Source organism: Streptomyces sp. NPDC092045, assembly GCF_044756005.1.
Taxonomy (GTDB): Bacteria; Actinomycetota; Actinomycetes; order Streptomycetales; family Streptomycetaceae; genus Streptomyces.
On record NZ_JBIVSC010000009.1, the window covers coordinates 1 to 25,000 of the forward strand.

Genomic DNA, 25,000 nt, shown 5'->3' on the forward strand with positions numbered 1-25,000 from the left:
CGGTTCTCGGCGAACGTGCAGGTCATCATCGACGCAGACACCCGCCTGGTCATCGCGGCGGCCCGGCCGGCGCCGGGTAACAAGGCCGACGCGCATGTCTGGCGGGAGTCGGACCTGCCCGCCCTGGCGGCGGGCACGACGGTCATCGCGGACGGCGCCTACCTCGGCACCGGCCTGATCGTCCCGCACCGCAAGAGAGCCAACCGCCCCCTCCTGCGCGGGCAGGAGGAGGACAACGCCGAGCACCGAAGGGTACGAGCCCGTGTCGAGCACACCTTCGCCCGGATGAAGAACTGGAAGATCCTGCGCGACTGCCGGCAACGGGGCGACGGACTCCACCATGCCGTCCAGGCCGTCGCCGCCATGCACAACCTCGCCATGACCCGGTGAAATGGCAGGTCAAACGCCATTCAGGCCTGTCCGAACCCGACCTTCTGCAACACCCTTTAGGGCGTGTGTCGGGAGTGGCGCCGTCCGCCCGAAGGACCACGGGGGAGCGCGTGCCGGGCGCCGCCGGGCGGGCGGGACCTTCGACACGCGTCCCGGCCGGTGGCGTCCGGCGGGTCACGGCGCGAGCGGGCCGCCGCCGGCGGGCAGCGGGTCCTTGGGGGCCGCCTCCCGTTCCGCGGGCGTCACCGCCGGCGGAACGGGAGGCGGCGCGCCCCGCCACAGCGACGTCAGCGCCACGCCGCCGACGAGCAGCGCCGCCGCGCACCAGCGCAGACCGCTGATCCCCTCGCCCAGGAACAGCGCCGCCGACGACATCCCGAAGACCGGGACGAGGAGCGAGAACGGCGCCACGGAGGAGGCCGGGTAGCGGCGCAGGAGCCAGCCCCACGCGCCGAAGCCGAAGATGGTGGTGATCCAGGCGACGTAGACGATGACGCCGACGCCCGTCCAGTCCAGTCCGCGCAGCGCGGCGAGGTCCCGCTCGGGGCCCTCCACGAGGAGCGAGAGGGCGAGCAGCGGCAGGACGGGCACGGTGCTGACCCAGACCATGAAGTTGAGCGCGTCGGGCGGGGAGGCCTTGCGGGTCAGGACGTTGGAGACGCCCCAGCAGGCCGCCGCGCCGATCACCAGGAGGAAGCCGACCAGGGGGCCCGAGGCGCCCTCGTCGACCGCCGCGACCGCGATGCCCGCGAGGGCGATCGCCATGCCGGCCACCTTGACGCCGCCGGGCCGCTCGCCGAGGGCGACGAAGGCGAACAGGGCGGTGAAGACCGCCTGGACCTGGAGGACCAGCGAGGAGAGCCCGGCCGGGGCGCCCAGGTCCATGCCGATGAAGAGCAGGCTGAACTTGACCACGCCCAGGACGAGGCCGACGCCCAGGATCCACTTCCAGGCCACCTTCGGACGGCCGACGAGGAAGACGGCGGGCAGGGCGGCGGCGAGGAACCGGAGGGCCGAGAAGAGCAGCGGCGGGAAGTGGCCGAGGCCGATCTCGATGACGACGAAGTTGACTCCCCAGACAGCGGCGACCAGCGCTGCCAGGGCGATGTGTGCGGGGCGCATGGTCCGAGGATCCCCTCGGCGACCGTGTAGCACCAGCACGGATCGCTACATGATGGGATGTAGCAACGCTTCATCCCGCGCTCCTCCGAACCCTCCGAGGTGGTCACCGTGCTGGACATCGGCCGTCTGCGGGCCCTGCACGCCGTCTCCGTCCACAAGACGGTGGGCGCCGCCGCCGAGGCCCTGGGCTACACCCCGTCCGCGATCTCCCAGCAGATCACCAAGCTGGAGCGGGAGACCGGCACCACCCTGCTCGAACGGCAGGGCCGGGGCATCCGGCTCACCGACGAGGCCCACCAGCTCGCCGCCACGACGAGCCGGCTCCTCGCCCTGATGGAGGAGGCGGAGGTGCGTCTGGAGGAACGGCGCGGCAAGCCCTCCGGGCGGCTCGCGATCGGCTGCTTCCCGAGCGCGGCGCGCGGTCTGATGCCCCGGGCGCTCGCGGAGCTGACCCGGCGCCACCCCGACCTGGACGTGCGGCTCTCGGAGGTGGACACGCACCTGTCGGTCGACCTGGTGGCGCGGGGCGTGATCGACCTGGCCGTGGCACACGACTGGGACATCGCGCCGCTGCCGGCCCCGCCGGGGGTCGAGCAGGCGGTCGTCGGCGACGACCTGTGCGACATCCTCGTCCCCCGGGACCACCCGCTGGCGGCGCGGGACTCGGTGCGGCGGGAGGAGCTGGCGGACGAGCGGTGGATCTCGCAGCCGCCGGGCTCGGTCTGCCACGACTGGCTGGTGCGGACGCTGCGGGCGACCGGGTACGAGCCGCTGATCGTCCATCAGGCGGGCGAGAACCACACGCAGGTGGCGCTCGTGGCGGCCGGCCAGGGCATCGCCCTGGTCCCCCGCCTGGGGCGCGGGGCGCTGCCGCCGGAGGTGGCGCCGATCCGCCTGGACCCGATGCCGAAGCGCCGCCTGCACGCCATGTGGCGCACGGGCGCGGCCCGCCGCCCGGCGATCCGCGAGACGGTGAGCACCCTCCAGGAACTCTGGCCGTCCATAGCGTCCCGGGCCTGACGGACCCGCGGCCGGGCGGACGGGCGTCCCACGAGCCCACCACCGGGCGGACGGGCACCCACCGGACGGACAGGCGCCCACCGGGCGGACGGGCGCCCCCGTACGCCTCCACTCAGGCCCGCCGCCGGGCGATTCCCGCGCGGGTCCTTGACCTGGCAGTTACTTTCCGGCTATCCGTGTCCCCTTGGAAGTTTCCTTCACCCCCGCACGGCCGGAAGGAGCATCAGTGCACCACCGCGCCCCCGCACCCCCCTCCGCCCCCGCTCCCGTCCCCTCCCGACGCACCCTCCTCGCGGTCACCGCCGCCGCCGCGGCCGCCGCCGTCACCGGGACGGGCGCCCCCGCCCTGGCCGCGCCCGAGCGGCACGACGACCGGAGTCTCCGGCGGATCGTCGACCGCATGTCCCTGGAGGAGAAGGTCGGCCAGCTCTTCGTGATGCGGGTGTACGGGCACTCCGCGACCGATCCGGACCGGGCGGACGTCGACGCCAACCTCGCCGAGATCGGGGTCCGCACGGCCGCCGAGCTGATCGCGCGCTACCACGTCGGCGGGATCATCTACTTCTCCTGGGCCCACAACACCCGCGACCCGCAGCAGATCGCCGACCTCTCCAACGGCATCCAGCGGGCCGCCCTCGCGCGGCCCGTCCCGGTCCCGGTGCTCGTCTCCACCGACCAGGAGCACGGCATCGTCTGCCGGGTGGGCGAGCCCGCCACCCTGCTGCCCGGTGCGATGGCCCTCGGCGCCGGCCGCTCGCACGCCGACGCCCGCCGGGCCGCGCGGATCGCGGGCGCCGAACTCGCCGCGATGGGCATCCGGCAGAACTACGCCCCGGTCGCCGACGTGAACGTCAACCCGGCCAACCCGGTCATCGGCGTCCGCTCCTTCGGCTCCGACCCGCGCGCGGTCGCCGGACTCGTCGTCGCCCAGGCCGAGGGCTACCGGCGGGCCGGGGTCGCGGCCACCTCCAAGCACTTCCCGGGCCACGGCGACACCGCCGTGGACAGCCACTACGGCCTGCCGACCATCACCCACACCCGGGAGCAGTGGGAGGAGCTGGACGCCCCGCCGTTCCGCGCCGCGATCGCCGCCGGGATCGACTCGATCATGACCGCCCACATCGTGGTCCCGGCGCTCGACCCGAGCGGGGACCCGGCGACCCTCTCCCGGCCCATCCTCACCGGCATCCTGCGCGAACGGCTCGGCTACGACGGCGTGGTGGTCACCGACGCGCTCGGCATGGAGGGCGTGCGGACCAAGTACGGCGACGAGCGCGTCCCGGTCCTCGCGCTCAGGGCCGGGGTGGACCAGCTCCTCAACCCGCCGAAGCTCGACGTCGCCTGGAACGCGGTCCTGAACGCCGTCCGCACCGGCGAGCTGACCGAGGCCCGGCTCGACGAATCGATTCTGCGCATCCTGCGCCTGAAGGCGAGGCTGGGTCTGTTCCGGCAGGCGTACGTGACCCGGGCGGGCGTCGAGCGGGTGGTCGGCACGAAGGCCCACCTCGCGCAGGCCGACCGGATCGCCGAGGCGACCACCACCCTGCTCCTCAACGAGGGCGGGTTCCTGCCCCTGCGCCCCTCCCGCCACCGCTCGGTCCTGGTCGTCGGCGCCGACCCGGCCTCGCCGTCCGGCACCACCGGGCCGCCCACCGCCACCCTGGCGACGGCCCTGCGGGAGCTGGGGTTCACCGCGACGGCGCTCTCCACCGGGACCGCCCCGACGGCCGCGAGGATCGAGGAGGCGGTGGCCGCGGCGGCCGGCAGGGACGCGGTGGTCGTGGGCACGTACAACGTCACCGCGACCAGCACCCAGCGCACCCTGGTGGCACGGCTCGCGGCGACCGGGGTGCCCGTCGTGACGGTCGCGATCCGCAACCCGTACGACGTCGCGCACCTGACGGGCCAGCGGGCGGCCCTCGCCGCCTACTCCTGGACCGACGTCGAACTCCGGGCCGCCGTCCGGGTCCTGGCCGGGCGGGCGAGGCCGGTGGGCCGGCTGCCGGTGCCGGTGCAGAGCGCGGCCGACCCGGCCCGGGTGCTGTACCCGGTCGGGTACGGCCTCTCGTACCGCTAGCGGACGGAACAGAGGGGGCGCACCCGGCCGGGTGCGCCCCCTCCTCACGTCACCGGGGGTTACGGCCGCAGGCCGTGCTCCCGGGTCGCCTCCTCGTCGACCGCCCTGTCGAGGCGGGCGTCGAAGCGGGCCAGCGGCTGCGCCGCCCGCTCCGCCGGGGCGGGGACGCCGGCCCAGGCGAGGATGCGGGCGGTGGCCTTCGCCCGCTCGGCCTCGACCAGGCCCTCCACGTTCGCGCCGTGGTTGGCGCCCGGGGCCACGTACACGTAGCTGTCGCGCGCGCCCTTGCCCAGGCGGAACTTCTCCGAGCCCCACGGGTCGTTGCCGCCGTAGACGAACAGCATCCGCCGCGCGTTGTTGCGGACCCAGGAGTCCACGTCCTTCATGGCCCGCGGGTCGAACTTGACCGGGATCTCGCGCGGCACGAAGTTGCGGGCGGGCTGGTAGCCGTAGCGGCTCAGGCCCTTGAGGTGCGGCTGCTTGATGAAGGGCGCGCCGAGCTGGGTCGCCGCCTGGTAGTAGTACGGCGTGTACGTCTCCAGGCCCTGGTCGGTGTAGGCGGACCAGCCGGAGTAGGCGTCGATCGTGTCGTACACCTCGTCGTCGGTCGCGGTCTCCGCCACCGGGATCTGGTCGCAGACGTCCTGGCCGTAGTACTGCCAGAAGCCCCACACGAAGTCGAGGACGACGGCCTCGTAGGCCTTGTCGAGCGTGCCGACGGTGTTGAAGGTGGCGCCCTCGGCCTCGGCCCACGCCTTGTACTTGGCCTGGAGCGGCGCGCGCCGGACGAGCGCCTCGCGCTGGAGGCCGTTCAGGCGGTCGCGGCACTCCTTGGTGCCGACGGTCGCGAAGAAGCGGTCGTAGGCCGAGTCCTCGTCGTTGACCACGTCGTTCGGGGCGACGTAGGCGACGACGCCGTCCATGTCGCGCGGGTAGAAGCGCTCGTAGTAGGTGGCGGTCATGCCGCCCTTGGAGGCGCCGGTGGAGAGCCACTTCTTGCCGTAGATCTTCTTCAGGGCGGTGAAGATCCGGTGCTGGTCGCTGGCGGCCTGCCAGATGTTCAGCTTCGACCAGTCGGCCGGCTGCGGCCGGGACGGGGTGAAGAAGCGGTACTCCATGGAGATCTGGTTGCCGTCGACGATCCGGGTCGGCTCGGCCCGGCTCGGCGTGGTGCTCAGGTTGTATCCGCTGGTGCGGAAGACGGTGGGGCGGTCCGTGTCCTTGTGGAGGACCGAGATCCGCTGCTGGAACGTGCCCTTCCACGGGCGCGCGTGGTCGACCGGCTGTTCGTAGTTCAGGACGAAGAAGCGGTAGCCGGCGTACGGCTTCTCCTCGATCAGGGTCATTCCCGGGATCGCCAGGATGCGGTCCTTGATGTCCTTGGCGGCGGCCCGGTCGACGGCCCCGCCCCGCGAGTCGGCGACGGACGCGGTGTCGGTGTCCGTGTCCGCGGCGGTGGCCACGCCGGTGGAGCCCACGGTGCCTATGAGCACCGAGAGCGACAGCAGCAGCCTGAGCGACGTGCGCATGCACCCTCCCCATGATTCACAACGGTGTCGCGAACCTAGCGGGGGCAACGTGTGGACCGCCAGACCCAGTTGGTCCTTACTCGTGAACTTTCCTGTGCTTCAGCACAGGATCCACCCCGTGGAGGTCCCCCGGCCCGCCACCGAACCCGACGCCCGGACGCAGCGGTTGAGGGCGTGCACGGTGAGGGGTCCGGTCCGCCGGTCGAACCGGCCGGACCTGACGGCGGGCCGGCCGCCGCGCGGCTGGATCGAGACGGACATGGGCCGGCGGGGGCCCGAGGTCCTGGCGACGGTGAGGGCGCAGACGTACTGCCGGGTCCGGTAGAGGCGCAGTTCCCCGGTGGGGAAGGCGATCGTCCGGGTGGGCCGCCCCTGGCAGACGGAGACGGCGTCGGCGGTGCCGGACCCCGGGCCGCCGGGGAAGGGCAGCAGGAGCAGCGCGAGGGCGGTGAGCAGCGGCACGAGGACACGGGCGGGCGCCCGCCGCCCGCGCCGGGCGGCCGGCGTGTCGTCCGTGGCCATGCGTTCCCCTCCCGGGCGTGTCTCCGCACTGGTGTACGGGACTACGACGCACCGGTCCCCCGAACGGTTGCCTCCGGTACGCCTCAGGCCTCGATCCGCGCCGGCTCCGCCTCCCCGACGAAGGTGCTCCAGAGCTTCGCGTACCGCCCGCCCAGGGCGAGGAGTTCGTCGTGGGTCCCGTCCTCCGCGACCCTGCCGTGGTCCATGACGACCACCCGGTCGGCGCGGGCCGCCGTGGTCAGGCGGTGGGCGACGACGAGGGTGGTGCGGCGGCCCGCGATCCGGTCGGTGGCCTGGTTGACCTGGGCCTCGGTCGCCAGGTCCAGGGCCGCCGTCGCCTCGTCCAGGAGAAGGATGTCCGGGTCGACGAGTTCGGCGCGGGCCAGGGCGATCAGCTGGCGCTGCCCGGCGGAGAGGTTCCGGCCGCGCTCGGCCACCTCGTGGAGGTAGCCGCCGTCGAGCGTGGCGATCATCTCGTGCGCGCCGACCGCGCGGGCCGCCGCCTCCACCTCGGCGTCGGTCGCCCCGGGCCGCCCGTAGGCGATGGCGTCGCGGACCGTCCCGGCGAAGAGGTAGGCCTCCTGGGGGACGACCCCGAGCCGGTGCCGGTACGCGGTGAGGTCGAGGTCCCGCAGGTCGGTGCCGTCGGCGGTGACCCGGCCGCCCGTGGGGTCGTAGAACCGCGCGACCAGCTTGACCAGGGTGGACTTCCCGGCGCCGGTCTCGCCGACGAAGGCGACGGTCTGCCCGGCCGGGATCCGCAGGTCGATCCCGGTCAGCGCCGCCTCTCCCCCGTCGCCGACGTCCTCGCCGTACGCGAAGGACACGTCCTCGAAGGCGATCTCGCCGCGCAGTGAGAGCACGTCCAGGGGCGCGTCGGCGGCGGCCGTCGACGTCGGCTCCTGGAGCAGTTCCCGCATCCGCTTCAGGGAGACGGCGGCCTGCTGGTAGCCGTCGAAGACCTGCGAGAGCTGCTGCACGGGCGCGAAGAACAGGTCGATGTAGAGGAGGTAGGCGACGAGGGCGCCGGTGGTGAGCGTCCCGGCCTCGATGCGGTTCGCGCCGACGACCAGGACGGCCGCGGCGGCGGCCGAGGACAGCAGGGTGACGAACGGGAAGTAGACCGAGATCAGCCACTGGCCCCGGACGCGGGCCTCGCGGTAGGAGTCGCTGCGCCCGGCGAACCGCTCGGCGCCGGAGCGCTCGCGGCGGAAGGCCTGCACGATCCGCAGCCCGGCCACCGACTCCTGGAGGTCGGCGTTGACGACGCTGATCCGCTCGCGCGCCAGCTCGTACGCCTTCACGCTGGAGCGCCGGAAGAAGTACGTGGCGACGACGAGGACCGGCAGGGTCGCGAAGACCACCAGGGCGAGCTGGAGGTCGAGCACGAGGAGCGCGACCATGATCCCGAAGAAGGTCACGACGGAGACGAAGGCGGTGACCAGGCCCGTCTGGAGGAAGGTGGACAGGGCGTCCACGTCCGTGGTCATCCGGGTCATGATCCGGCCGGTCAGCTCGCGCTCGTAGTAGTCCAGGCCGAGCCGCTGGAGCTGGGCGAAGATCTTCAGGCGCAGGGCGTAGAGGACCCGCTCGCCGGTGCGGCCGGTCATCCGGGTCTCGGCGGTCTGCGCGACCCACTGCACGAGCACGGTGACCAGGGCGAGCGCGGAGGCCGCCCAGACGGCGCCGATCGCGAGCCGGTTCACGCCCTCGTCGATGCCGTGCCGGATCAGGACGGGCAGCAGCAGGCCGGTGCCGGCGTCGAGGGCGACCAGGCCGAGGCTGATGAGCAGGGGCAGGCCGAAGCCCCGGAGCAGCCGGCGCAGGCCGTAGGCGTCCTCGGGGGCCACGGCCCGGGCCTCGTCGACGTCCGGGACGTCGGTGGCGGGCGGCAGGGCCGCGACGGCGGCGAGCAGCTCGGGGGTGGCGCCGGGCACGGCGCTCTCCCGGCCGGCGGCCCCGTCCCGCACCCACAGGGCGGGGGTGATGCCCCGCTCGGCGTCGAACTCGGCGTCCAGCTCGTCCCGCAGCGTGCGGTCCTCGGCCGGGGCCGGCGGGGTGACGCGGCCGGGCGAGACGGCGCCCAGCTCCTCGGGGTCGGTGAGCAGGCGGCGGAAGAGCGGGGAGCGCTCCTCCAGCTCCTCCCGGGTGCCGATGTCGGCGAGGCGCCCGCCGTCGAGGACGGCGATGCGGTCGGCCAGGTTGAGGGTGGAGCGGCGGTGGGCGATGAGCAGGGTCGTACGGCCCGCCATCACCGACTTCAGGGCCTCGTGGATCTCGTGTTCGACCCGGGCGTCCACGGCGGAGGTGGCGTCGTCCAGGAGCAGCAGCCGGGGGTCGGCGAGGATCGCGCGGGCGAGCGCGACGCGCTGGCGCTGGCCGCCGGAGAGGGTCAGGCCGTGCTCGCCGACCTTGGTGTCGTACCCCTCGGGCAGCTCGGCGACGAACCCGTCGGCCCGGGCGGCGCGGGCGGCGGCCTCGATCTGCTCGTCGGTGGCGCCGGGGGCGCCGTACGCGATGTTGGCGCGGACCGTGTCGGAGAAGAGGAAGGAGTCCTCGGGGACCAGGCCGACGGCGGCGCGCAGCGAGTCGAGGGTGAGCTCGCGGACGTCGTGGCCGCCGACGAGGACGGCGCCCCGGGAGACGTCGTAGAAGCGGGGCAGGAGGAGCGAGACGGTCGACTTGCCGGAGCCGGAGGCGCCGACGAGGGCGACGGTCTCGCCGGACCGGATCTCCAGGGAGAACCCGTCGAGCACCGGACGCCCGTCCTCGTACGCGAAGGAGACGTCGTCGAACTCGACCGTGGCGGGCGCGTCGGCGGGCAGCTCCTTGGTGCCGTCCTTCACCACCGGCTCGGTGTCGACGAGGTCGAGGACGCGCTCGACGCCGGCGCGGGCCTGCTGGCCGACGGTGAGGACCATGGCGAGCATGCGGACCGGGCCGACGAGGGAGGCCAGGTAGGAGGAGAAGGCGACGAAGGTGCCGAGGGTGATCCGCCCCTCGTAGGCGAGCCAGCCGCCGAGGGCCAGGACGGCGACCTGGCCGAGGGCGGGCACGGCCTGGAGGGCGGGGGTGTACCGGGAGTTGAGCCGGACCGTCCGCAGCCGGCCCGCGAAGAGCCTCCGCCCGGCCTCGCGGATCTTGCCGGTCTCCTGGTCCTCCTGCCCGAAGCCCTTGACGACCCGGACGCCGGACACGGCCCCGTCGACGACCCCGGCGACCAGGGCGGCCTGCTGCTGGGCGTGCCAGGTGGCCGGGTGGAGGCGGGTGCGGCTGCGCCGGGCGATGTACCAGAGGGCGGGGGCGACGGCGAGGGCGACGAGGGTGAGCGGCGGGGAGAGCCAGGCCATGACGCCCAGCGAGATCACGAAGAGCAGGACGTTCCCCACGGTCATCGGGAGCATGAAGAGCAGGCTCTGGATGAGCTGGAGGTCGGTGGTGGCCCGCCCGACGACCTGCCCGGTGGACAGCTCGTCCTGCCGTCGCCCGTCGAGCCGGGTGATCGTGCCGTACATGTCGGTGCGCAGGTCGTGCTGCACGTCCAGCGCCAGGCGCCCGCCGTAGTAGCGGCGCACGTAGGTGAGGGCGTAGACGAGGACGGCGGCCCCGACGAGGAGCCCCGTCCAGGTGGCGAGGTCCCGGGTCCTCGTCCCGATGACGTCGTCGATGATCACCTTGGTGAAGAGCGGCACGAGGGCGAGGACGCCCATCCCGAGGAGGGACGACCCGAGCGCCAGGAGCGTGTTGGCCCGGTACCGCCAGGCGTATCCGGCGAGTCTGCGCGCCCAGCCCTGCTGTTTCTCCCCGACCGCCACGTGTGACCTCCCGTACGTCCTGCTCTACCGGAAGCCCCAACGCGGCCGACGTGCGATTTCATCCCGCCGCAACAAAGATCCGACCGCGGGCGGAGGGCGGCTCGGTCTCCGGTCCCGGGCCGCCCGGGCGGACGGGGCGCGGCGGCGCGGCGCGGGCGGGGAGGCCCGGAGCCGCCGCGCCCGTGAGGCGCGCCGGGCCGGAAGGGGCGCCGGGGCGCCTCACAGGTGCGTCGGCTCGAACATCCTCAGGAGGGCCGGGAGGACGACCACCGAGGGGCCCGGGGTCGCGAGGGACTTCGCGAGGTCGGCCGCCAGGGCGTCGGGGGTGGTGAGGACGCCGGGGACGCCGAAGGACTCGGCGAGGGCGACGAAGTCCGGGCGGGTCAGCTCGGTGCCGGTGGCCTCGCCGTACGCGTCGGTCATGTACTCGCGCAGGATGCCGTAGCCCCCGTCGTCCACGATCAGCCACGTCACGTCGAGGCCGTGCTGCTTCGCCGTGGCCAGCTCCGCGAGCGAGTACATCGCGCCGCCGTCGCCGGAGACCGCCAGGACCGGCCGGGAGGGGTCCGCGACGGCCGCGCCGAGGGCGGCGGGGAAGGCGTAGCCGAGGCCGCCGGCGCCCTGCGCGGAGTGCATGGTGTTCGGGTGCCGGGCGTCGAAGGCCGACCAGGCCCAGTACGCGAGGATCGTCATGTCCCAGAAGCTCGGGGCCCGGTCCGGGAGCGCCTCGCGCACGGCGGCGACGACCCGCTGCTCCGTGCCGAGGTCCTGGGCGTCGATCCGGTCCCGGACCCGGCCGAGGACGGCCGCGACCCGCTCGGGCGCGGTCGGGTCGGTGCGCTCCCCGACCGTCTCCAGGATCGCCTGGAGCGCGAGCCGGGCGTCGGCGTGGATGCCGAGCGCCGGGTGGTTGGACTCCAGCTTCCCCGCGTCCGCCTCGATCTGGATCACCCGGCCGCGCGGGGCGAAGGTGTGGTAGTTCGAGGAGAGCTCGCCGAGTCCGGAGCCGACGACGAGGAGGACGTCGGCGTCCTCCAGGAAGTCGGTGGTGTGCCGGTCCTCCAGCCAGGACTGGAGGGACAGCGGGTGCTTCCAGGGGAAGGCGCCCTTGCCGCCGAAGGTGGTGACCACGGGCGCGTCGATCCGCTCGGCCAGGGCCCGCAGCTTCCCGGACGCGTCGGAGCGGACGACCCCGCCGCCCGCGACGATCACGGGCCGCTCGGCGTGCGCGAGCAGGTGGGCCGCCACCGCCGTCAGCTCGGGGCGCGGCACGACCTCCTCGGGGGTCGCGTCCATCGCGGTGACCACCGGCAGCGTCGTCCGCGCCGTGAGCACGTCCTGCGGGATCTCCACCCAGACGGGCCCGTGCGGGGCGGTCAGCGCCGACTCCCAGGCGGCGGCGATCGCGGAGGGGATCTGGGACGGCGTGCGGGCCGTGTGGACGGACTTCACGACGTCCCGGAAGGAGGCCTGCTGGTCGCGCAGCTCGTGCAGGTAGCCGTGCCGGCCGCCGCCGAGCCCGGCCGCCGGGACCTGGCTGCCGATCGCGACGACCGGCGCCGAGGCGGCGGCGGCCTCCTGGAGCGCGGCGAGCGACAGGAGCGCGCCGGGCCCGGTGGAGAGCAGCAGCGGGGCCGCCTCGCCGGTGATCCGGCCGTACGCGTCGGCGGCGAAGCCCGCGTTGTTCTCGACGCGCAGGCCCACGTACCGCAGCGGCGAGCGGCGGAGCGCGTCGAACATCCCGAGGGCGTGCTGCCCCGGGAGGCCGAAGACGGTGGTCGCGCCGAGCCCGGAGAGGGTCTCGACGACGAGGTCCCCGCCGGTCCGGCCCGGGGGCGGGTTCAGGGCCGCCTCGATCTGGGCGGGCGTGGGGCGCAGGACCAGGTCGTGGTCGTGGGTCATGGCGGGTCCCTCGGGGCGGTGGCGGAGTCGGTCGGGGCGCGGCCGGGAGCGGCCGCGCCCGACGGTCACCAGTGTCGCGCGGAGCGGGTGGCGCCCGCTCCGGCGGCTACTTCGCCGCGCGGCCGGCCGCGATCTGGCGGGACATGATCGTCGTCAGCTCGTACGCCGTGTGGGAGGCGGCGACGGCGGTGATCTCGGCGTGGTCGTAGGCCGGGGCGACCTCGACGACGTCGGCGGAGACCAGGTTGCAGGAGGAGAGGCCGCGCAGGATCTCCAGGAGCTCGCGGGAGGTCATGCCGCCCGCCTCGGGGGTGCCGGTGCCGGGCGCGTGGGCCGGGTCGAGGCAGTCGATGTCGATGGAGATGTACAGCGGGCGGTTCCCGATGCGCTGGCGGAGCTGGTCGGCGACCTCGTCGGCGCCGCGCCGGTAGACGTCGGCGGAGGTGACGATGCCGAAGCCCATCTTCTCGTCGTCGGTGAGGTCCTGCTTGCCGTACAGCGGGCCGCGCGTGCCGACGTGCGACAGCGCCTCGGTGTCGAGGATGCCCTCCTCGACGGCCCGGCGGAACGGGGTGCCGTGGGTGTACTCGGCGCCGAAGTACGTGTCCCAGGTGTCGAGGTGCGCGTCGAAGTGGAGCAGGGCGACCGGGCCGTGCTTCTTGGCGACCGAGCGGAGCAGCGGGAGCGCGATGGTGTGGTCGCCGCCGAGGGTCATCATGCGGGCGCCGGTGCCGAGGATCTCGTCGGCGGCGGCCTCGACGGTCTCGACGGCCTCGTTGATGTTGAACGGGTTGGCGGCGATGTCACCGGCGTCCGCGACCTGGGCGAGGGCGAACGGGGAGGCGTTCTGCGCCGGGTTGTAGGGGCGCAGCAGGCGGGAGGCCTCGCGGATGGCGTTGCCGCCGAAGCGGGCGCCGGGGCGGTAGGAGACGCCGCTGTCGAAGGGGACGCCGACCACGGCGACGTCGGCGGTGCCGACCTCGTCGAGCCGCGGCAGCCGGGCGAACGTCGCGGGACCGGCGTACCGCGGGACGCGGGACGAGTCGATCGGGCCGCGGAAGGCGTTCTGGTCGCTGCTCATGGTCGGGTCCTCCTGCAAGGTGGGGTGGGGGCTCCGGCGCGCCGGACACCACGACGGTAGGCGGTGGAAAAGCGGCGCAGAAGTGTACGTTTCCTCCACTGTACGAGCGCGTGGTGTACGAAGGGTCCATGACGACGAGCCCCGAGCACCCCGCCTCCACTCCCCCGGCCCCGCCGGTCCCGCTCGCCGCGCTGCTGGCCCGCCGGGACCTGGGCCTGCGGCTGCTCGCCGGCCCCGGGGACGCCTCCCTGCACTGGGTGCACACCTCGGAGATGGCCGACCCGTACCCGTACCTGCTCGGCGGTGAGCTCCTGATGACGGCAGGCGTGCAGCTCGCCGATCCGGCGCGGTACGTGGAGCGGGTGGTGGAGGCGGGGGCGGCGGCGCTCGCGTTCGGGGTGACGCCGGTGTACGACACGGTCCCGGCGGAGCTGGTCGAGGCCTGCGCCCGCCGGGGCCTCCCGCTCCTGGAGGTGCCGCCGCGGACCCCGTTCACGGCGGTGGCGCGGGCGGTGTGGCGGCTGATGGCGGAAGCCCGGCTGCACGAGCTGCGCCGGGTGACGGAGGCCCAGCGGTCCCTGGCGACGGCGGCGGCGCGGCCGGCCCCGGTCCCGGCGGTCCTCGGCGCGCTCGCCGCCCGGCTCGGCGGCCGGGCGGTCCTCTACGCCCCGGACGGCACGGAGTCGGCGGCGGCCGGCCGGGAGGTCCCGGCGGAGGCGTCCCGGGCGCTGCGGGAGCTGGCCGGGGTCCTGGGCCCGCGCCCCGGCGGCCCGGCGCCGGCGGGCGGGGAGGGCGGAGGTCCGCGCCCCGGCGGCCCGGCCTCCGCGAGCGGGGAGAGCGGGGACCTGCGCCTGGCGGCGTACGCCCTCGGGGGCGGCGACGGCCTGGTCCTGGGGGTGGCGGCGGACCGGCGGGACCCCGGCGACCACACGATCGCGGGCGTCGCGGTGGTCCTGCTCTCCCTCCTGACGGCCCCGCACCGGGGCGCGGACGCGGCGGTGCGGGACGGGGCCCTGGTCCGGCTGCTCCTGGGCGCCTCCCCGGCCGAGGCGGCGACCGCCCTGGACCCGGGCCCGTGGACGGTGGTCCACGCGCGGGGCGGCGACGGCACCCCGTTCGCTGCGGCGGACCTGGCGGCGTCGCTGGGGACGGCGCTGGTGGCCTCCGGCACCGGGGCGGAGGCCCTTGGGGAGGCAGGAGCGGCCCGTGGTTCCGGGGCGGCCCCCGCCTCCGTACGACTCCTTCTGCCCGCGTCTTCCGCCGTCACCGCGCGGCCCGGCTGGTTTCTCGGCGTCTCCGCCCCGGCCGGAGCCGAGGACCTCCCCGCCGCCGACAAGCAGGCGGCGCGGGCGCTGCGCCGCGCGGAGGCCACCCGGTCGGCGCTCGTGCGCCACCGCCCGGGCGGCCTCGCGTCCCTCGTGGACCCGGACGAGGCCGCCGCCCACGCCCGGACCCTCCTGGCCCCCCTGAACGAACCGCTCCGGGAGACCCTGCGCGCCTGGCTCTCCCTGCACGGCAGCTGGGACCGGACGGCGGTGGCCCTGGACGTCCACCGCAACACCGTCCGCCAGCGCGTCACCCGCTGCGCGGCGCTCCTGGAACGGGACCTGGACGACCCGGACGTGCGGACGGAGTTGTGGTTCGCGCTCCGGTGAGGGCCCGCTGTCCGGCGTGCGCGGCGCGGACGGCCGCCGCCGCGAGCCGCGCGCCCCGGCCGCGCGCGATCCGGTGCACCTCGCGCAGGGACCCCACCGGGCGGGCGACGACGTGACGGAGTCGCCCGGGGGTCGCCGAACCGTCGCCCAGCAGGTCCTCGACGCGCCCGAGGAGATCGACGGCCCTGAAGGCGGGCGGCTGGCTGCTCGGTCATCCGCACCCGGCCGGGCCCGAGACCTCGGCACCGGATGGGTTACCGCTGCCGCGCAAGGACGTACCGCTCACCCGCATCCGGCTCGCCGATCCAGGTGAAGACCGTCGGGTGCTCCTCCGTACCGCCGATGTCCCAGCCGGAGGACAGGCCCTCGCAGTCCGCGATGCCGAGTTCGTACGGCCGATCGACGCCCTCGTTCCCGGTCAGCTGCCATTTCCCGGTGCAGTTGCCGGCACCGGACCGCCCGCCCGCGGCCCCGTACGCGTTGACGCCCTTCGCCGTCACCGTGCCGTCCGCCTCGAAGCGGAGGCTTCCGCCGTCGCCGTCCGTCCAGGTGCCGACCAGGTCGGCCTCAGTGAGCCGGGGCGGTTCGTAGACCCTGAGGATCCCCGAGCCGTACGCCGCGGCCCCGACCGCGAGCGTCACCGCGAGCAGCCCCAGGCCGCCCAGCGCCACGCCCCCGAGCACCCGCCATCGGGCCCCGGGCTTTCCGGGGTTCCCCGCCGCCCGGGCGCACAGGGTCGCGGGTGCCGCCCCGACGATGAGGCCGAGGGCGAGGACGGGATGGACGAGCAGGCCGCCGGGGCCGTCGAGGCCGGCCAGGAGCATGCAGGAGCCGATGAGCAGCGCCAGGGCGACGGCGACGACCGCCACAGTGGCCAGGGTGAGCCGCCGGCTGTCGCGCCGGCCCGTGCGGCGGGCCACCGCACGCCCGAGGAGGACGAGGGGAAGCACCACCAGCGCCGAACCGACCAGCCCTGCGATCACCGAAATGACTGCCAGCAGCACGAGCGCGAACACGGTGCCGAACAGCCGTCCGAGACCGCCTTCGCCGCCGTGGGACTCCCCCTGCAGGCCGTACAGGACGCCCACCAGCGCGGCGATCACGGTCTCGGCCCCGATTGCCACGGCCCCGACGGTGAACACCGCGGCGTTCCCGCCGTCCGGAGGCCGCACGGGCGCGAACCCCTGCGGCGGCACACCCGGATTCCCGGGAGCCCCCGACGGCGCCGGCCCCCATTTCGGCGGCGTGGTCTGCGTCATGCGCCCCCCGTGTCCAGGCACATCGTGCACCTGGGCACACCGGCGTGATCAGAGGGGGAGGCGAAGCGGTCGGTTCACGGTTTCCCCCGGTCCTCCTCACTGACGTGGTACGAGTCGTCAGCCTCGCGCCAGGAACCGGCGGGCGGGCACGGCATCCCCCGGAGCGGTCCGGAGCTCTGCCCACACGGCTCCTTGGACCCCCGTACGGGGAACATCAGGGCCAGAGCTTGTTCACGGCGGTGGTCGTGGTCTTCCGGAAGGCCGTCAGCGGGGCGTCCTCCAGGTCGCCCATCTGGCCCCAGCGGACCAGGGTGACGGTGCGGCCGTCGCGGCCGACGGAGAAGAGGTGGACGTCGGTGCCGCCGATCTGCGGGTCGGCGGTGTCCAGGCTGTAGACCCAGGCGCCCTCCTCGACGTTGATCTTGCCGTGGTACGCGCTGACGGCCTTCAGGCCCGGGTTCTGCTGCTCCAGGAGGGGGCCGCAGCCGGCGAGGGACTTGCGGAGGGTGTCGACCAGCTTCACGGCGTCGGCCTCGGTGCGGGCGACGGTGGTGACCTGGACGCCGTTGGTGTCGAGCTCGGTGCTGAACTCGCGGTAGCGGGTGTTCTGCGCCGGGATCTTGTACGGGGCGCAGAGGACGCCGCCGTTCTCCGGGACGCCGGCGAAGACCTGGGTGGCGGTCCACGGCGTCGACGACGGCGGCATCTGGGAGGCGGCGAGGAAGGCGGGCTGGGCGGCGGCCTGCGCCGGGGCCGCGGCGAGGGCCGCGAGGCCCAGGGCGGCAGCGGCGGCGGTGGCGAGCGCGGTGCGGAGCTTGTTCATGGTGGTGGATCCCCCGTGGGTCGTTCGGTCAGTGCTCCACCAGCGTCGGGGGCGGTGCCCGCCGCCCGCAACGGTGACGCGCCCACCACCCGTCCCGGAACCATTCCACCCCCGCTGACGTGCAAGGACCTGAAGGGTGGGACGCACGGTCGAGGGGGATGGAATGCCGAAGGACGCCGCCGTCGAGGAGTTCGCGGGGCTCGTGCGCGCGCTGAAGGCGCGGGACGGGAGGAGTTACGAGGCACTGGGCCGGCGCCTGAGCGTCGGCGCGTCCACCCTCCACCGCTACTGCTCCGGCGCGACCGTCCCGGAGGAGTTCGCCGTGGTCGACCGCCTCGCCCTGCTGTGCGGGGCGGACGAGGAGGAGCGGCGGGCCCTGGAGGCGGCCTGGACCCGCGCGGACGCCGCCCGCCGCCGAACGGCTCCGCCCGTGCCCCCGCCCGCACCTGTGACGTCCGCGCCGGAATCGCCCCCGGAGCCGGCCGCGCCGGAACCGGGCCCCGCCCCGGACGCGACCGCGACCACAACCGCACCCGCACCCGCACCCGCACCCGCACCCGCACCCGCGACGGGGACCTCCCGTCGCACCGCCCCCGCTCCCCTCCTCGTCGCCGCCGTCGTCGCCCTCGTCGTGCTCGCCCTCGCCGCCGCCCTGCTCGGCCGCCCCAGCCGTACGCCTTCGGCCCTCCCTCCCTCTCCCACCCCTCAGGGGCGGACCGCGGCCCCCCTCCCCTTCACCTGGACCGTCGGCTCCGAGCTCTGGCAGGGCGGCTGCGGACACACCTACCTGGTGGACCGGGACCCGCGCGCGGTCGCCCCGCCGCCGGTCGCGGCCGACGCCGGGGCGTGGGCCGGGGCGCACGGTGCGGTGCACGGCGGCGAGGCGCTGGTGCGGATCACGCTCCAGGGCCGGTCGCCGTCCGACGCCGTCGTCCTCCACGCCCTGCACGTCCGCGTGGTCGGCCGGGCCGCGCCGCTGCCGTGGAACGCGTACCGGATGGACAACGGCTGCGGCGGCGCCGTCACCCCGCGCCACTTCGCCGTGGACCTCGACCGGCCGCGCCCGCTCGCGCGGTCCGTCGACGGCCTCGACGCCTCCGGGGCCGAGGTCCGGACGATCCCGGCCGTCTCCTTCCCCTACGCGGTCACCGCCTCGGACCCCGAGGAGCTGCTCGTCTCCGCCCGGACGGCGGGCTGCGACTGCCGCTGGTACCTGGAGCTGGAGTGGAGCGCCGGGGGCCGCTCGGGGACGGTGAGGATCACGGATGGCGGGAAGCCCTTCCGTACGAGCGGGACCGGGGAGGGGCCGACGCACGAGTACGACACCGTCGGCGGGCTCTGGATCACAGGCGAGGAGTCTGGACAGACCGGGTGACCGGTGGGTAACTTCGTCCGGTAAAGGCTGAGCAAGCGCTTAGGCAGATGCCCGGGCGCCGGAGCGACCGGCCGGACCGGGACAGGAACCGAAGGAGGCGGCTCGTGCGCCGTACCGTATTCAACGAGGACCACGAGGCGTTCCGGGAGACCATCCGGGCCTTCATCGAGGCCGAGGTCGTCCCGGTCTACGACGAGTGGTTCGCGGCCGGCCAGGCGCCCCGCGACTTCTACCACAAGCTCGGCGAGCTGGGCATCTTCGGCATCAACGTGCCCGAGGAGTTCGGCGGCGCGGGCCTGGACACCCACAAGTTCGAGGCGGTCCTCTACGAGGAGACCTCGCGCGCGGGCGTCCAGTTCGGCGGCTCCGGCGTCCACGTCCTGCTGGCCCTGCCGTACCTGAAGATGCTGGCCACCGAGGACCAGAAGAAGCGCTTCCTGCCGAAGTTCGTCTCCGGCGAGGAGATGTGGGCGCTCGCCATGACCGAGCCGGGCACCGGCTCCGACGTCGCGGGCATGAAGACCACCGCCAAGCTCTCCGAGGACGGCACCCACTACGTCCTCAACGGCGCCAAGACCTTCATCACCGGCGGCGTCCACGCCGACCGCGTGATCGTCTGCGCCCGCACCTCCGCCCCGTCGGCCGAGGACCGCCGCTTCGGCATCTCGCTCTTCGCCGTGGACACCAAGTCCGAGGGCTACTCCATCGGCCGCAAGCTGGACAAGCTCGGCCTGAAGACCTCCGACACCGCCGAGCTGGCGTTCGTCGACGTCGAGGTCCCGGTCGAGGACCTGCTCGGCGAGGAGGGCAAGGGCTTCTCCTACCTCGGCCACAACCTCGCCTCCGAGCGCTGGGGCATCGCCTTCGGCGCCTACGCGCAGGCCAAGGCCGCCGTCCGCTTCGCCAAGGAGTACGTGCGGGAGCGCACGGTCTTCGGCAAGCCGGTCGCGCACTTCCAGAACACCAAGTTCGAGCTGGCCGCCTGCCAGGCCGAGGTCGACGCCGCCGAGGCCGTCGCGGACCGCGCCCTGGAGGCCCTGGACGCGGGCGAGCTGACCCCGGCCGAGGCCGCGAGCGCCAAGCTGTTCTGCACCGAGGTCGCCCACCGCGTCATCGACCGCTGCCTCCAGCTCCACGGCGGCTACGGCTACATGAACGAGTACCCGATCGCCCGCCTGTACGCCGACAACCGCGTCAACCGCATCTACGGCGGCACCAGCGAGATCATGAAGTCGATCATCGCGAAGTCGATGGGCCTGTAAGTGCCCGAGGCGCACGACGCCCGGGGCGTCCGGGACGTGCCGGAGACCCCCGGGGCCCTGGACGTCCTGCTCGATCTGCTCGACCTGGAGCCGATCGAGCGGGACATCTTCCGGGGCCGGTCCCGGTCCTCGCTCGTCCCCCGCGTCTTCGGCGGCCAGGTGGCCGCCCAGGCGCTGGTGGCGGCGGGCCGGACCGTGCCCGGGGATCGCTGGGCGCACTCCCTGCACGCGTACTTCCTGCGCCCCGGCGACCCCGGCGCGCCGATCGTGTACGCGGTCGACCGCATCCGGGACGGGCGCTCCTTCACCACCCGCCGGGTCGTCGCCGTCCAGCACGGCCAGCCGATCTTCCACCTCTCCGCCTCCTTCCAGGCGTACGAGGAGGGGCTCGACCACCAGGCGGACATGCCGGCCGCCCCGGACCCGGAGTCGCTGCCGACGGCCGCCGAGACGCTGCCCCGGCACCTGCCGGAGGACGTGGCCCGGCGGCTCGTCGAGGCCCGCGCGGCCGTGGACCTGCGGTACGTCGACACCCCGCCGTGGGGCTCGGTCGGCGAGCCGCGCGAGCCGCGCTCGCAGGTGTGGTTCCGCACCAACGGCAAGCTGGCCGACGACCCGCTGCTGCACGTCTGCCTGGCGACGTACGTCTCCGACATGACGCTGCTCGACTCCGTCCTGCTCGCGCACGGGCGGGGCGGCTGGGCCGTCGGGGACGTGGTGGGGGCCTCCCTCGACCACGCGATGTGGTTCCACCGGCCCTTCCGGGCCGACGAGTGGCTCCTGTACGACCAGGAGTCGCCCTCCTCCGCCGGCGGGCGCGGCCTCGGCCAGGCCAGGATCTGGACGCGGGGCGGGAAGCTGGCCATCTCGGTCATCCAGGAGGGTGTCGTTCGCGTGCCGCGCCCGTGACCGGGCATACGTTCCGACCATGGGGCGAGAGGCGAAGGACGGGACGGGCGCGGTCGAAAGCGCCGGGGACGGCGGGAACGGCGGGAACGGCGGGAACGCCGGGGACGGCGAGAGCACCTTCACCGTGCTCGTGGCGGCGGGGGCGAACCTCGGGATCGCCGTCGCCAAGGCCGTGGCCGGCCTCATCAGCGGTTCGAGCGCGATGATGTCGGAGGCGGCCCACTCCCTCGCGGACACGGTCACCGAGGTCATGCTGCTCACCGCGCTCAGGCGGAGCGGGAAGCCGGCCGACGAGGACCACCCGGTCGGGTACGCGGGCGAGCGGTACGTCTGGGCGATGCTGGCGGCCGTCGCGACCTTCGTCGGCGGCGCGGTCTTCTCCGTCTACGACGGGATCCACACCCTCACCCACGGCGAGGAGCCGGGCGACCCGCTCGTCTCGTACGTCGTGCTCGCCGTCGCCTTCCTCCTGGAGGGCTTCTCGCTGCGGACCGGGATCCGGCAGGTGAGGTCCGAGGCCAGGCGGCGGAGGTCCCCCTTCCTCACCTATCTGCGGCGCACCCCCGACACCACCGTCAAGGCGGTCGTCATGGAGGACTCGGCCGCCCTCGTCGGACTGCTGCTCGCGGCGGGCGGCCTGCTCGGCGGGCAGCTCACCGGCTCCGGCGTCTGGGACGGCGTCGCCTCGGTCCTCATCGGCGCCCTGCTGGTGTACGTGGCCTGGGTCCTCGGCCGCTCCAACGCCGAACTGCTCGTCGGCCGCCCGCTGCCGAAGGAGATGCGGGACGCCGTGCGCGCGGAGCTGCTCGCCGTCCCGCAGGTCGAGGCGGTCCTCGACCTCACGACCCTCATCCAGGGGCCGGGCGAGGCCCTGGTCGCCGCGAAGGTCGACTTCCGGGACGGGGTCCCGGCCGAGGAGGTCGAGCGGGCCTGCGAGGAGGCCGAGGGCCGGCTCCGCGCGCGGGTGCCGGCGGTCCGCCGGGTCTACCTGGACCCGACGCCGGGCCGGGGGCGGCGCGGGCGGGCATGAGGGCGGGACCGGGCCGGCGGCTCAGCCCAGACCGGCCGCGTCGAGCAGGTACGCGGTCATCGGCTCGTAGGAGCGGGGGTCCAGGACGTGGTCGTCGAGCGGGATCGTGACCTGCATGGTGCCCTCGGCCTCGCCCAGGAAGAGGGCGGGGTCGTTGCAGTCCGCGTAGCCGACGGAGTCGATGCCGCGCTGGCCCGCGCGCCCGGCCCAGCCGTGGTCCGCGACCACCAGGTCGGGCGCGGGCTCGCCGAGCACCTCCAGGCCGTCCAGGATCGCGTTCATCGGCTCCGGGGAGTGGGTGTGCCAGAGGCTGGCGCCCCGCTCGAAGACGGCGACGTCCGCGAACTGCACGACGTACCCCTCGTCCGCGACGAGGCCGCCGGGGATGCGGACGATGTCGCAGCCCCGGGCGCGCAGCGCGGCCGCGACCCGGCTGTGGACGTCGATGAGGGAGCCGGGGTGGCCGGTCGCGAAGAGGACCCGTTCCCGGCCCTCGGCGGCCTTGCGCAGCCGGGCGGCGGCCCGGTCGAGGGCGTCCACGGTCAGCTCGGGGTCGATGGTGTCCTGGCCGCTCCGGTGGGCCGGGTCGTCGACGACGCCGCACCGCTCGGCCATCACGGCGAGCACGTCCTGCTCGTCGGTCCAGCGGTCGCCGAGCTCCAGGCCGAGCCAGTAGTGCCGGTCGCCGTTGGCGAGCCTTCTGTAGTGGGAGAGGTTGTTGTCGCGCGGGGTGGCGACGTCTCCCGCGATCCGGGTGCGGACGAGGTGCTCGACGAGGGCGGGGCGGCTGAGTATCGGCATGGGACCCATTCTGTCCGAGCCCCGGGCGGGGCGGGGACCGGATTCCGCCTCTCGGACGGCCGGGGCGGGCGGAACACCCTAGGGGGTCGCGAGCGCCCCGAAGGCTCCGTGGGCGAGCCGTCGCAGCAGCTCCTCCATGGGGCGGCGGCCGAGGGCGGCCAGGTGGGGGGTGGAGTTGAGCAGGCCGAAGACAGCGTGGACGGCGGTGCGGGCCTCGCTCTCGGAGGCGTCCGGGTACAGCTCGCGGACCGTCGTGACCCACAGCTCCACGTACTGCCGCTGGAGCTTGCGGACCCGCTTGCGGTCCTCGTCCTTGAGCCGGTCCAGCTCGCGGTCGTGGAGGGTGATCAGGGGCCGGTCGTCGAGGGCGAAGTCGATGTGCCCGTCGATGAGGGCGCCGAGCAGGGCCCGGGGGTCGCCGCCCGCCTCCCCGACCCGCAGCCGGCCGCCGTCGAGGAGCCGCTCGCTGATGCCGACGAGCAGTTCGGCGAGCATCGCGTCCTTGCCCGGGAAGTGACGGTAGAGGCCGGGGCCGCTGATGCCGACGGCGGCCCCTATCTCGTCCACGCCCACGCCGTGGAAACCGCGCTCGGCGAAGAGGCGGGCGGCCTCCTTGAGGATCTGCTCGCGTCGCGTGGGGGCGTCGGTCCTGCCGCCGGAGGCCGTGGTCGTGGTCATGGATTCGATTCTAGACAACCCCGTTAGCGGTCGTTAACCTGTGCGACATACGTTAACGCTCATTAACCGGACAAGGGAGATCGGTCGATGCAGCAGGCACCCGTGCTGGCGAGTGCGGCGGACCCCGCCTCGCCGGCCTGGCAGGCGAACGAGGCCGCGCACCACGAGCTGGCCGCGACCCTGCGCGCCAAGCTCGCGACGGCCGCGCTGGGCGGGGGTGAGAAGTCCCGGGCGCGGCACACCGCACGCGGCAAGCTGCTGCCCCGGGACCGGGTGGACACCCTCCTCGACCCGGGCTCGCCGTTCCTGGAGCTGGCCCCGCTCGCGGCCGACGGCATGTACGGCGGCCAGGCCCCGGCCGCCGGCGTCGTCGCGGGCATCGGGCGGGTCTCGGGCCGCGAATGCGTGATCGTCGCGAACGACGCCACCGTCAAGGGCGGCACCTACTACCCGATGACGGTGAAGAAGCACCTGCGGGCCCAGGAGGTGGCGCTGGAGAACCGTCTCCCCTGCCTCTACCTGGTCGACTCCGGCGGCGCCTTCCTGCCGATGCAGGACGAGGTCTTCCCCGACCGGGAGCACTTCGGCCGCATCTTCTACAACCAGGCCCGGATGTCCGGCGCGGGCATCCCGCAGATCGCGGCCGTCCTCGGCTCCTGCACGGCCGGCGGCGCGTACGTGCCCGCGATGAGCGACGAGGCCGTGATCGTGCGGAACCAGGGCACGATCTTCCTCGGCGGCCCGCCGCTGGTGAAGGCCGCGACCGGCGAGGTCGTCACAGCCGAGGAGCTGGGCGGCGGCGAGGTCCACTCCCGGATCTCCGGCGTCACCGACCACCTCGCCGAGGACGACGCCCACGCCCTGCGGATCGTGCGGAACATCGTCGCCACGCTCCCGGAGCGCGGCCCGCTCCCCTGGTCGGTCGAGCCGGCCGAGGAGCCGAAGGCCGACCCGTACGGCCTGTACGGGGCCGTGCCCGTCGACTCCCGCACCCCCTACGACGTGCGCGAGGTCATCGCCCGGGTCGTCGACGGCTCCCGCTTCCAGGAGTTCAAGGCCGAGTACGGGCAGACCCTCGTCACCGGCTTCGCCCGCATCCACGGGCACCCGGTCGGGATCGTCGCCAACAACGGCATCCTGTTCGCCGAGTCCGCCCAGAAGGGCGCGCACTTCATCGAGCTGTGCGACCAGCGCGGCATCCCGCTGGTGTTCCTCCAGAACATCACCGGCTTCATGGTCGGCAAGGCGTACGAGCACGGCGGCATCGCCAAGCACGGCGCCAAGATGGTCACGGCCGTGGCCACCACCCGGGTCCCGAAGCTGACCGTGGTCGTCGGCGGCTCGTACGGCGCGGGCAACTACTCGATGTGCGGCCGGGCGTACTCGCCCCGCTTCCTGTGGATGTGGCCCAACGCCAAGATCTCGGTCATGGGCGGCGAGCAGGCCGCCTCCGTCCTCGCGACCGTCAAGCGCGACCAGCTCGGCGACGACTGGAGCGCGGAGGAGGAAGAGGCCTTCAAGGCCCCCATCCGCGAGCAGTACGAGACCCAGGGCAGCGCCTACTACGCGACCGCGCGGCTCTGGGACGACGGGGTCATCGACCCGCTGGAGACCCGGCAGGTCCTCGGCCTCGCCCTGACCGCCTGTGCCAACGCGCCCCTGGGTGACCCCCAGTTCGGCGTCTTCCGGATGTGAGAGGGCCCCAGGAGATGTCTCAGGAGCGCCAAGAGGGCCAGGAGAGCCAGGAGAG

Annotated in this window: 19 protein-coding genes; 9 read left to right on the forward strand and 10 right to left on the reverse strand. The window is 74.4% G+C overall.

The genetic code is table 11. The features are described from left to right. Positions 1 to 390, forward strand: a 390-nt coding sequence (locus ACIQKA_RS21390) for a transposase family protein (RefSeq protein WP_402541961.1), incomplete at its 5' end; no start/stop codon positions are given. A 174-nt stretch (positions 391 to 564) separates the two neighbouring features. On the opposite strand, the gene ACIQKA_RS21395 is transcribed toward ACIQKA_RS21390, so the two are convergent. Next, positions 565 to 1,512 (reverse strand): EamA family transporter, encoded by a 948-nt coding sequence (locus ACIQKA_RS21395; RefSeq protein WP_402541963.1) that lies wholly within the window; start codon positions 1,510 to 1,512, stop codon positions 565 to 567. 108 nt (positions 1,513 to 1,620) lie between these two features. On the opposite strand from ACIQKA_RS21395, the gene ACIQKA_RS21400 reads away from it, so the two are divergent. After that, complete coding sequence (locus tag ACIQKA_RS21400; RefSeq protein ID WP_383428923.1) at positions 1,621 to 2,532, forward strand: LysR substrate-binding domain-containing protein; 912 nt, start codon at positions 1,621 to 1,623, stop codon at positions 2,530 to 2,532. A gap of 226 nt (positions 2,533 to 2,758) precedes the next feature. Next, positions 2,759 to 4,609, forward strand: a complete 1,851-nt coding sequence (locus ACIQKA_RS21405; RefSeq protein WP_402541965.1) for a glycoside hydrolase family 3 protein — start codon at positions 2,759 to 2,761, stop codon at positions 4,607 to 4,609. A gap of 59 nt (positions 4,610 to 4,668) precedes the next feature. Here the strand turns inward: ACIQKA_RS21405 and ACIQKA_RS21410 are convergent, their stop codons facing one another. The 5 genes from ACIQKA_RS21410 to speB form a co-directional block, all read right to left on the reverse strand. Then, positions 4,669 to 6,138 (reverse strand): aminopeptidase, encoded by a 1,470-nt coding sequence (locus ACIQKA_RS21410; RefSeq protein ID WP_402541966.1) that lies wholly within the window; start codon positions 6,136 to 6,138, stop codon positions 4,669 to 4,671. Positions 6,139 to 6,237: 99 nt separating this feature from the next. Then, complete coding sequence (locus ACIQKA_RS21415) at positions 6,238 to 6,660, reverse strand: hypothetical protein (protein ID WP_383149577.1); 423 nt, start codon at positions 6,658 to 6,660, stop codon at positions 6,238 to 6,240. An 83-nt stretch (positions 6,661 to 6,743) separates the two neighbouring features. Next, on the reverse strand, positions 6,744 to 10,475 hold the full coding sequence (locus ACIQKA_RS21420) for an ABC transporter ATP-binding protein (protein WP_383440439.1): 3,732 nt from the start codon (positions 10,473 to 10,475) through the stop codon (positions 6,744 to 6,746). 219 nt (positions 10,476 to 10,694) lie between these two features. Continuing rightward, the gene (locus ACIQKA_RS21425) at positions 10,695 to 12,377 is read right to left on the reverse strand and encodes a thiamine pyrophosphate-binding protein (protein ID WP_402541968.1); all 1,683 of its coding nucleotides are present in this window, start codon (positions 12,375 to 12,377) and stop codon (positions 10,695 to 10,697) included. Positions 12,378 to 12,483: 106 nt separating this feature from the next. After that, a complete protein-coding gene (speB, locus tag ACIQKA_RS21430) occupies positions 12,484 to 13,458 on the reverse strand; it encodes an agmatinase (protein WP_402541970.1) in 975 nt (324 codons plus the stop codon). A gap of 128 nt (positions 13,459 to 13,586) precedes the next feature. Here speB and ACIQKA_RS21435 point away from each other — a divergent pair, with 128 nt between their 5' ends. Next, complete coding sequence (locus ACIQKA_RS21435) at positions 13,587 to 15,113, forward strand: PucR family transcriptional regulator (RefSeq protein ID WP_402541972.1); 1,527 nt, start codon at positions 13,587 to 13,589, stop codon at positions 15,111 to 15,113. Between the two features lie 254 nt (positions 15,114 to 15,367). Here ACIQKA_RS21435 and ACIQKA_RS21440 read toward each other — a convergent pair whose 3' ends face one another. Together ACIQKA_RS21440 and ACIQKA_RS21445 are read right to left on the reverse strand one after the other, a co-directional pair. Further along, on the reverse strand, positions 15,368 to 16,237 hold the full coding sequence (locus ACIQKA_RS21440; protein WP_402541973.1) for a hypothetical protein: 870 nt from the start codon (positions 16,235 to 16,237) through the stop codon (positions 15,368 to 15,370). A gap of 349 nt (positions 16,238 to 16,586) precedes the next feature. Further along, positions 16,587 to 17,195 (reverse strand): hypothetical protein, encoded by a 609-nt coding sequence (locus ACIQKA_RS21445; protein WP_383440427.1) that lies wholly within the window; start codon positions 17,193 to 17,195, stop codon positions 16,587 to 16,589. Between the two features lie 163 nt (positions 17,196 to 17,358). Between ACIQKA_RS21445 and ACIQKA_RS21450 the strand changes: the two genes are divergently transcribed. The 4 genes from ACIQKA_RS21450 to ACIQKA_RS21465 all read left to right on the forward strand — a co-directional run bounded on the left by ACIQKA_RS21450 (position 17,359) and on the right by ACIQKA_RS21465 (position 21,771). Further along, positions 17,359 to 18,570 (forward strand): helix-turn-helix domain-containing protein, encoded by a 1,212-nt coding sequence (locus ACIQKA_RS21450; RefSeq protein WP_402541974.1) that lies wholly within the window; start codon positions 17,359 to 17,361, stop codon positions 18,568 to 18,570. Positions 18,571 to 18,674: 104 nt separating this feature from the next. Then, positions 18,675 to 19,832, forward strand: a complete 1,158-nt coding sequence (locus ACIQKA_RS21455; RefSeq protein WP_383149567.1) for an acyl-CoA dehydrogenase family protein — start codon at positions 18,675 to 18,677, stop codon at positions 19,830 to 19,832. Beyond that, positions 19,833 to 20,741: an acyl-CoA thioesterase gene (locus tag ACIQKA_RS21460; protein WP_402541975.1), complete on the forward strand. Its 909-nt coding sequence runs from the start codon at positions 19,833 to 19,835 to the stop codon at positions 20,739 to 20,741. A 19-nt stretch (positions 20,742 to 20,760) separates the two neighbouring features. Further along, positions 20,761 to 21,771 carry a cation diffusion facilitator family transporter gene (locus tag ACIQKA_RS21465; protein ID WP_402541976.1) on the forward strand — a complete coding sequence of 337 codons (1,011 nt, stop codon included), beginning with the start codon at positions 20,761 to 20,763 and terminating at the stop codon, positions 21,769 to 21,771. 21 nt (positions 21,772 to 21,792) lie between these two features. Here the strand turns inward: ACIQKA_RS21465 and ACIQKA_RS21470 are convergent, their stop codons facing one another. Continuing rightward, positions 21,793 to 22,572 carry a phosphatase gene (locus ACIQKA_RS21470; RefSeq protein ID WP_383149561.1) on the reverse strand — a complete coding sequence of 260 codons (780 nt, stop codon included), beginning with the start codon at positions 22,570 to 22,572 and terminating at the stop codon, positions 21,793 to 21,795. Between the two features lie 78 nt (positions 22,573 to 22,650). Continuing rightward, positions 22,651 to 23,250: a TetR family transcriptional regulator gene (locus ACIQKA_RS21475; RefSeq protein ID WP_383149559.1), complete on the reverse strand. Its 600-nt coding sequence runs from the start codon at positions 23,248 to 23,250 to the stop codon at positions 22,651 to 22,653. A gap of 87 nt (positions 23,251 to 23,337) precedes the next feature. Here ACIQKA_RS21475 and ACIQKA_RS21480 point away from each other — a divergent pair, with 87 nt between their 5' ends. Continuing rightward, the gene (locus tag ACIQKA_RS21480) at positions 23,338 to 24,945 is read left to right on the forward strand and encodes a carboxyl transferase domain-containing protein (RefSeq protein WP_376231572.1); all 1,608 of its coding nucleotides are present in this window, start codon (positions 23,338 to 23,340) and stop codon (positions 24,943 to 24,945) included. Positions 24,946 to 25,000 lie beyond the last annotated feature (55 nt).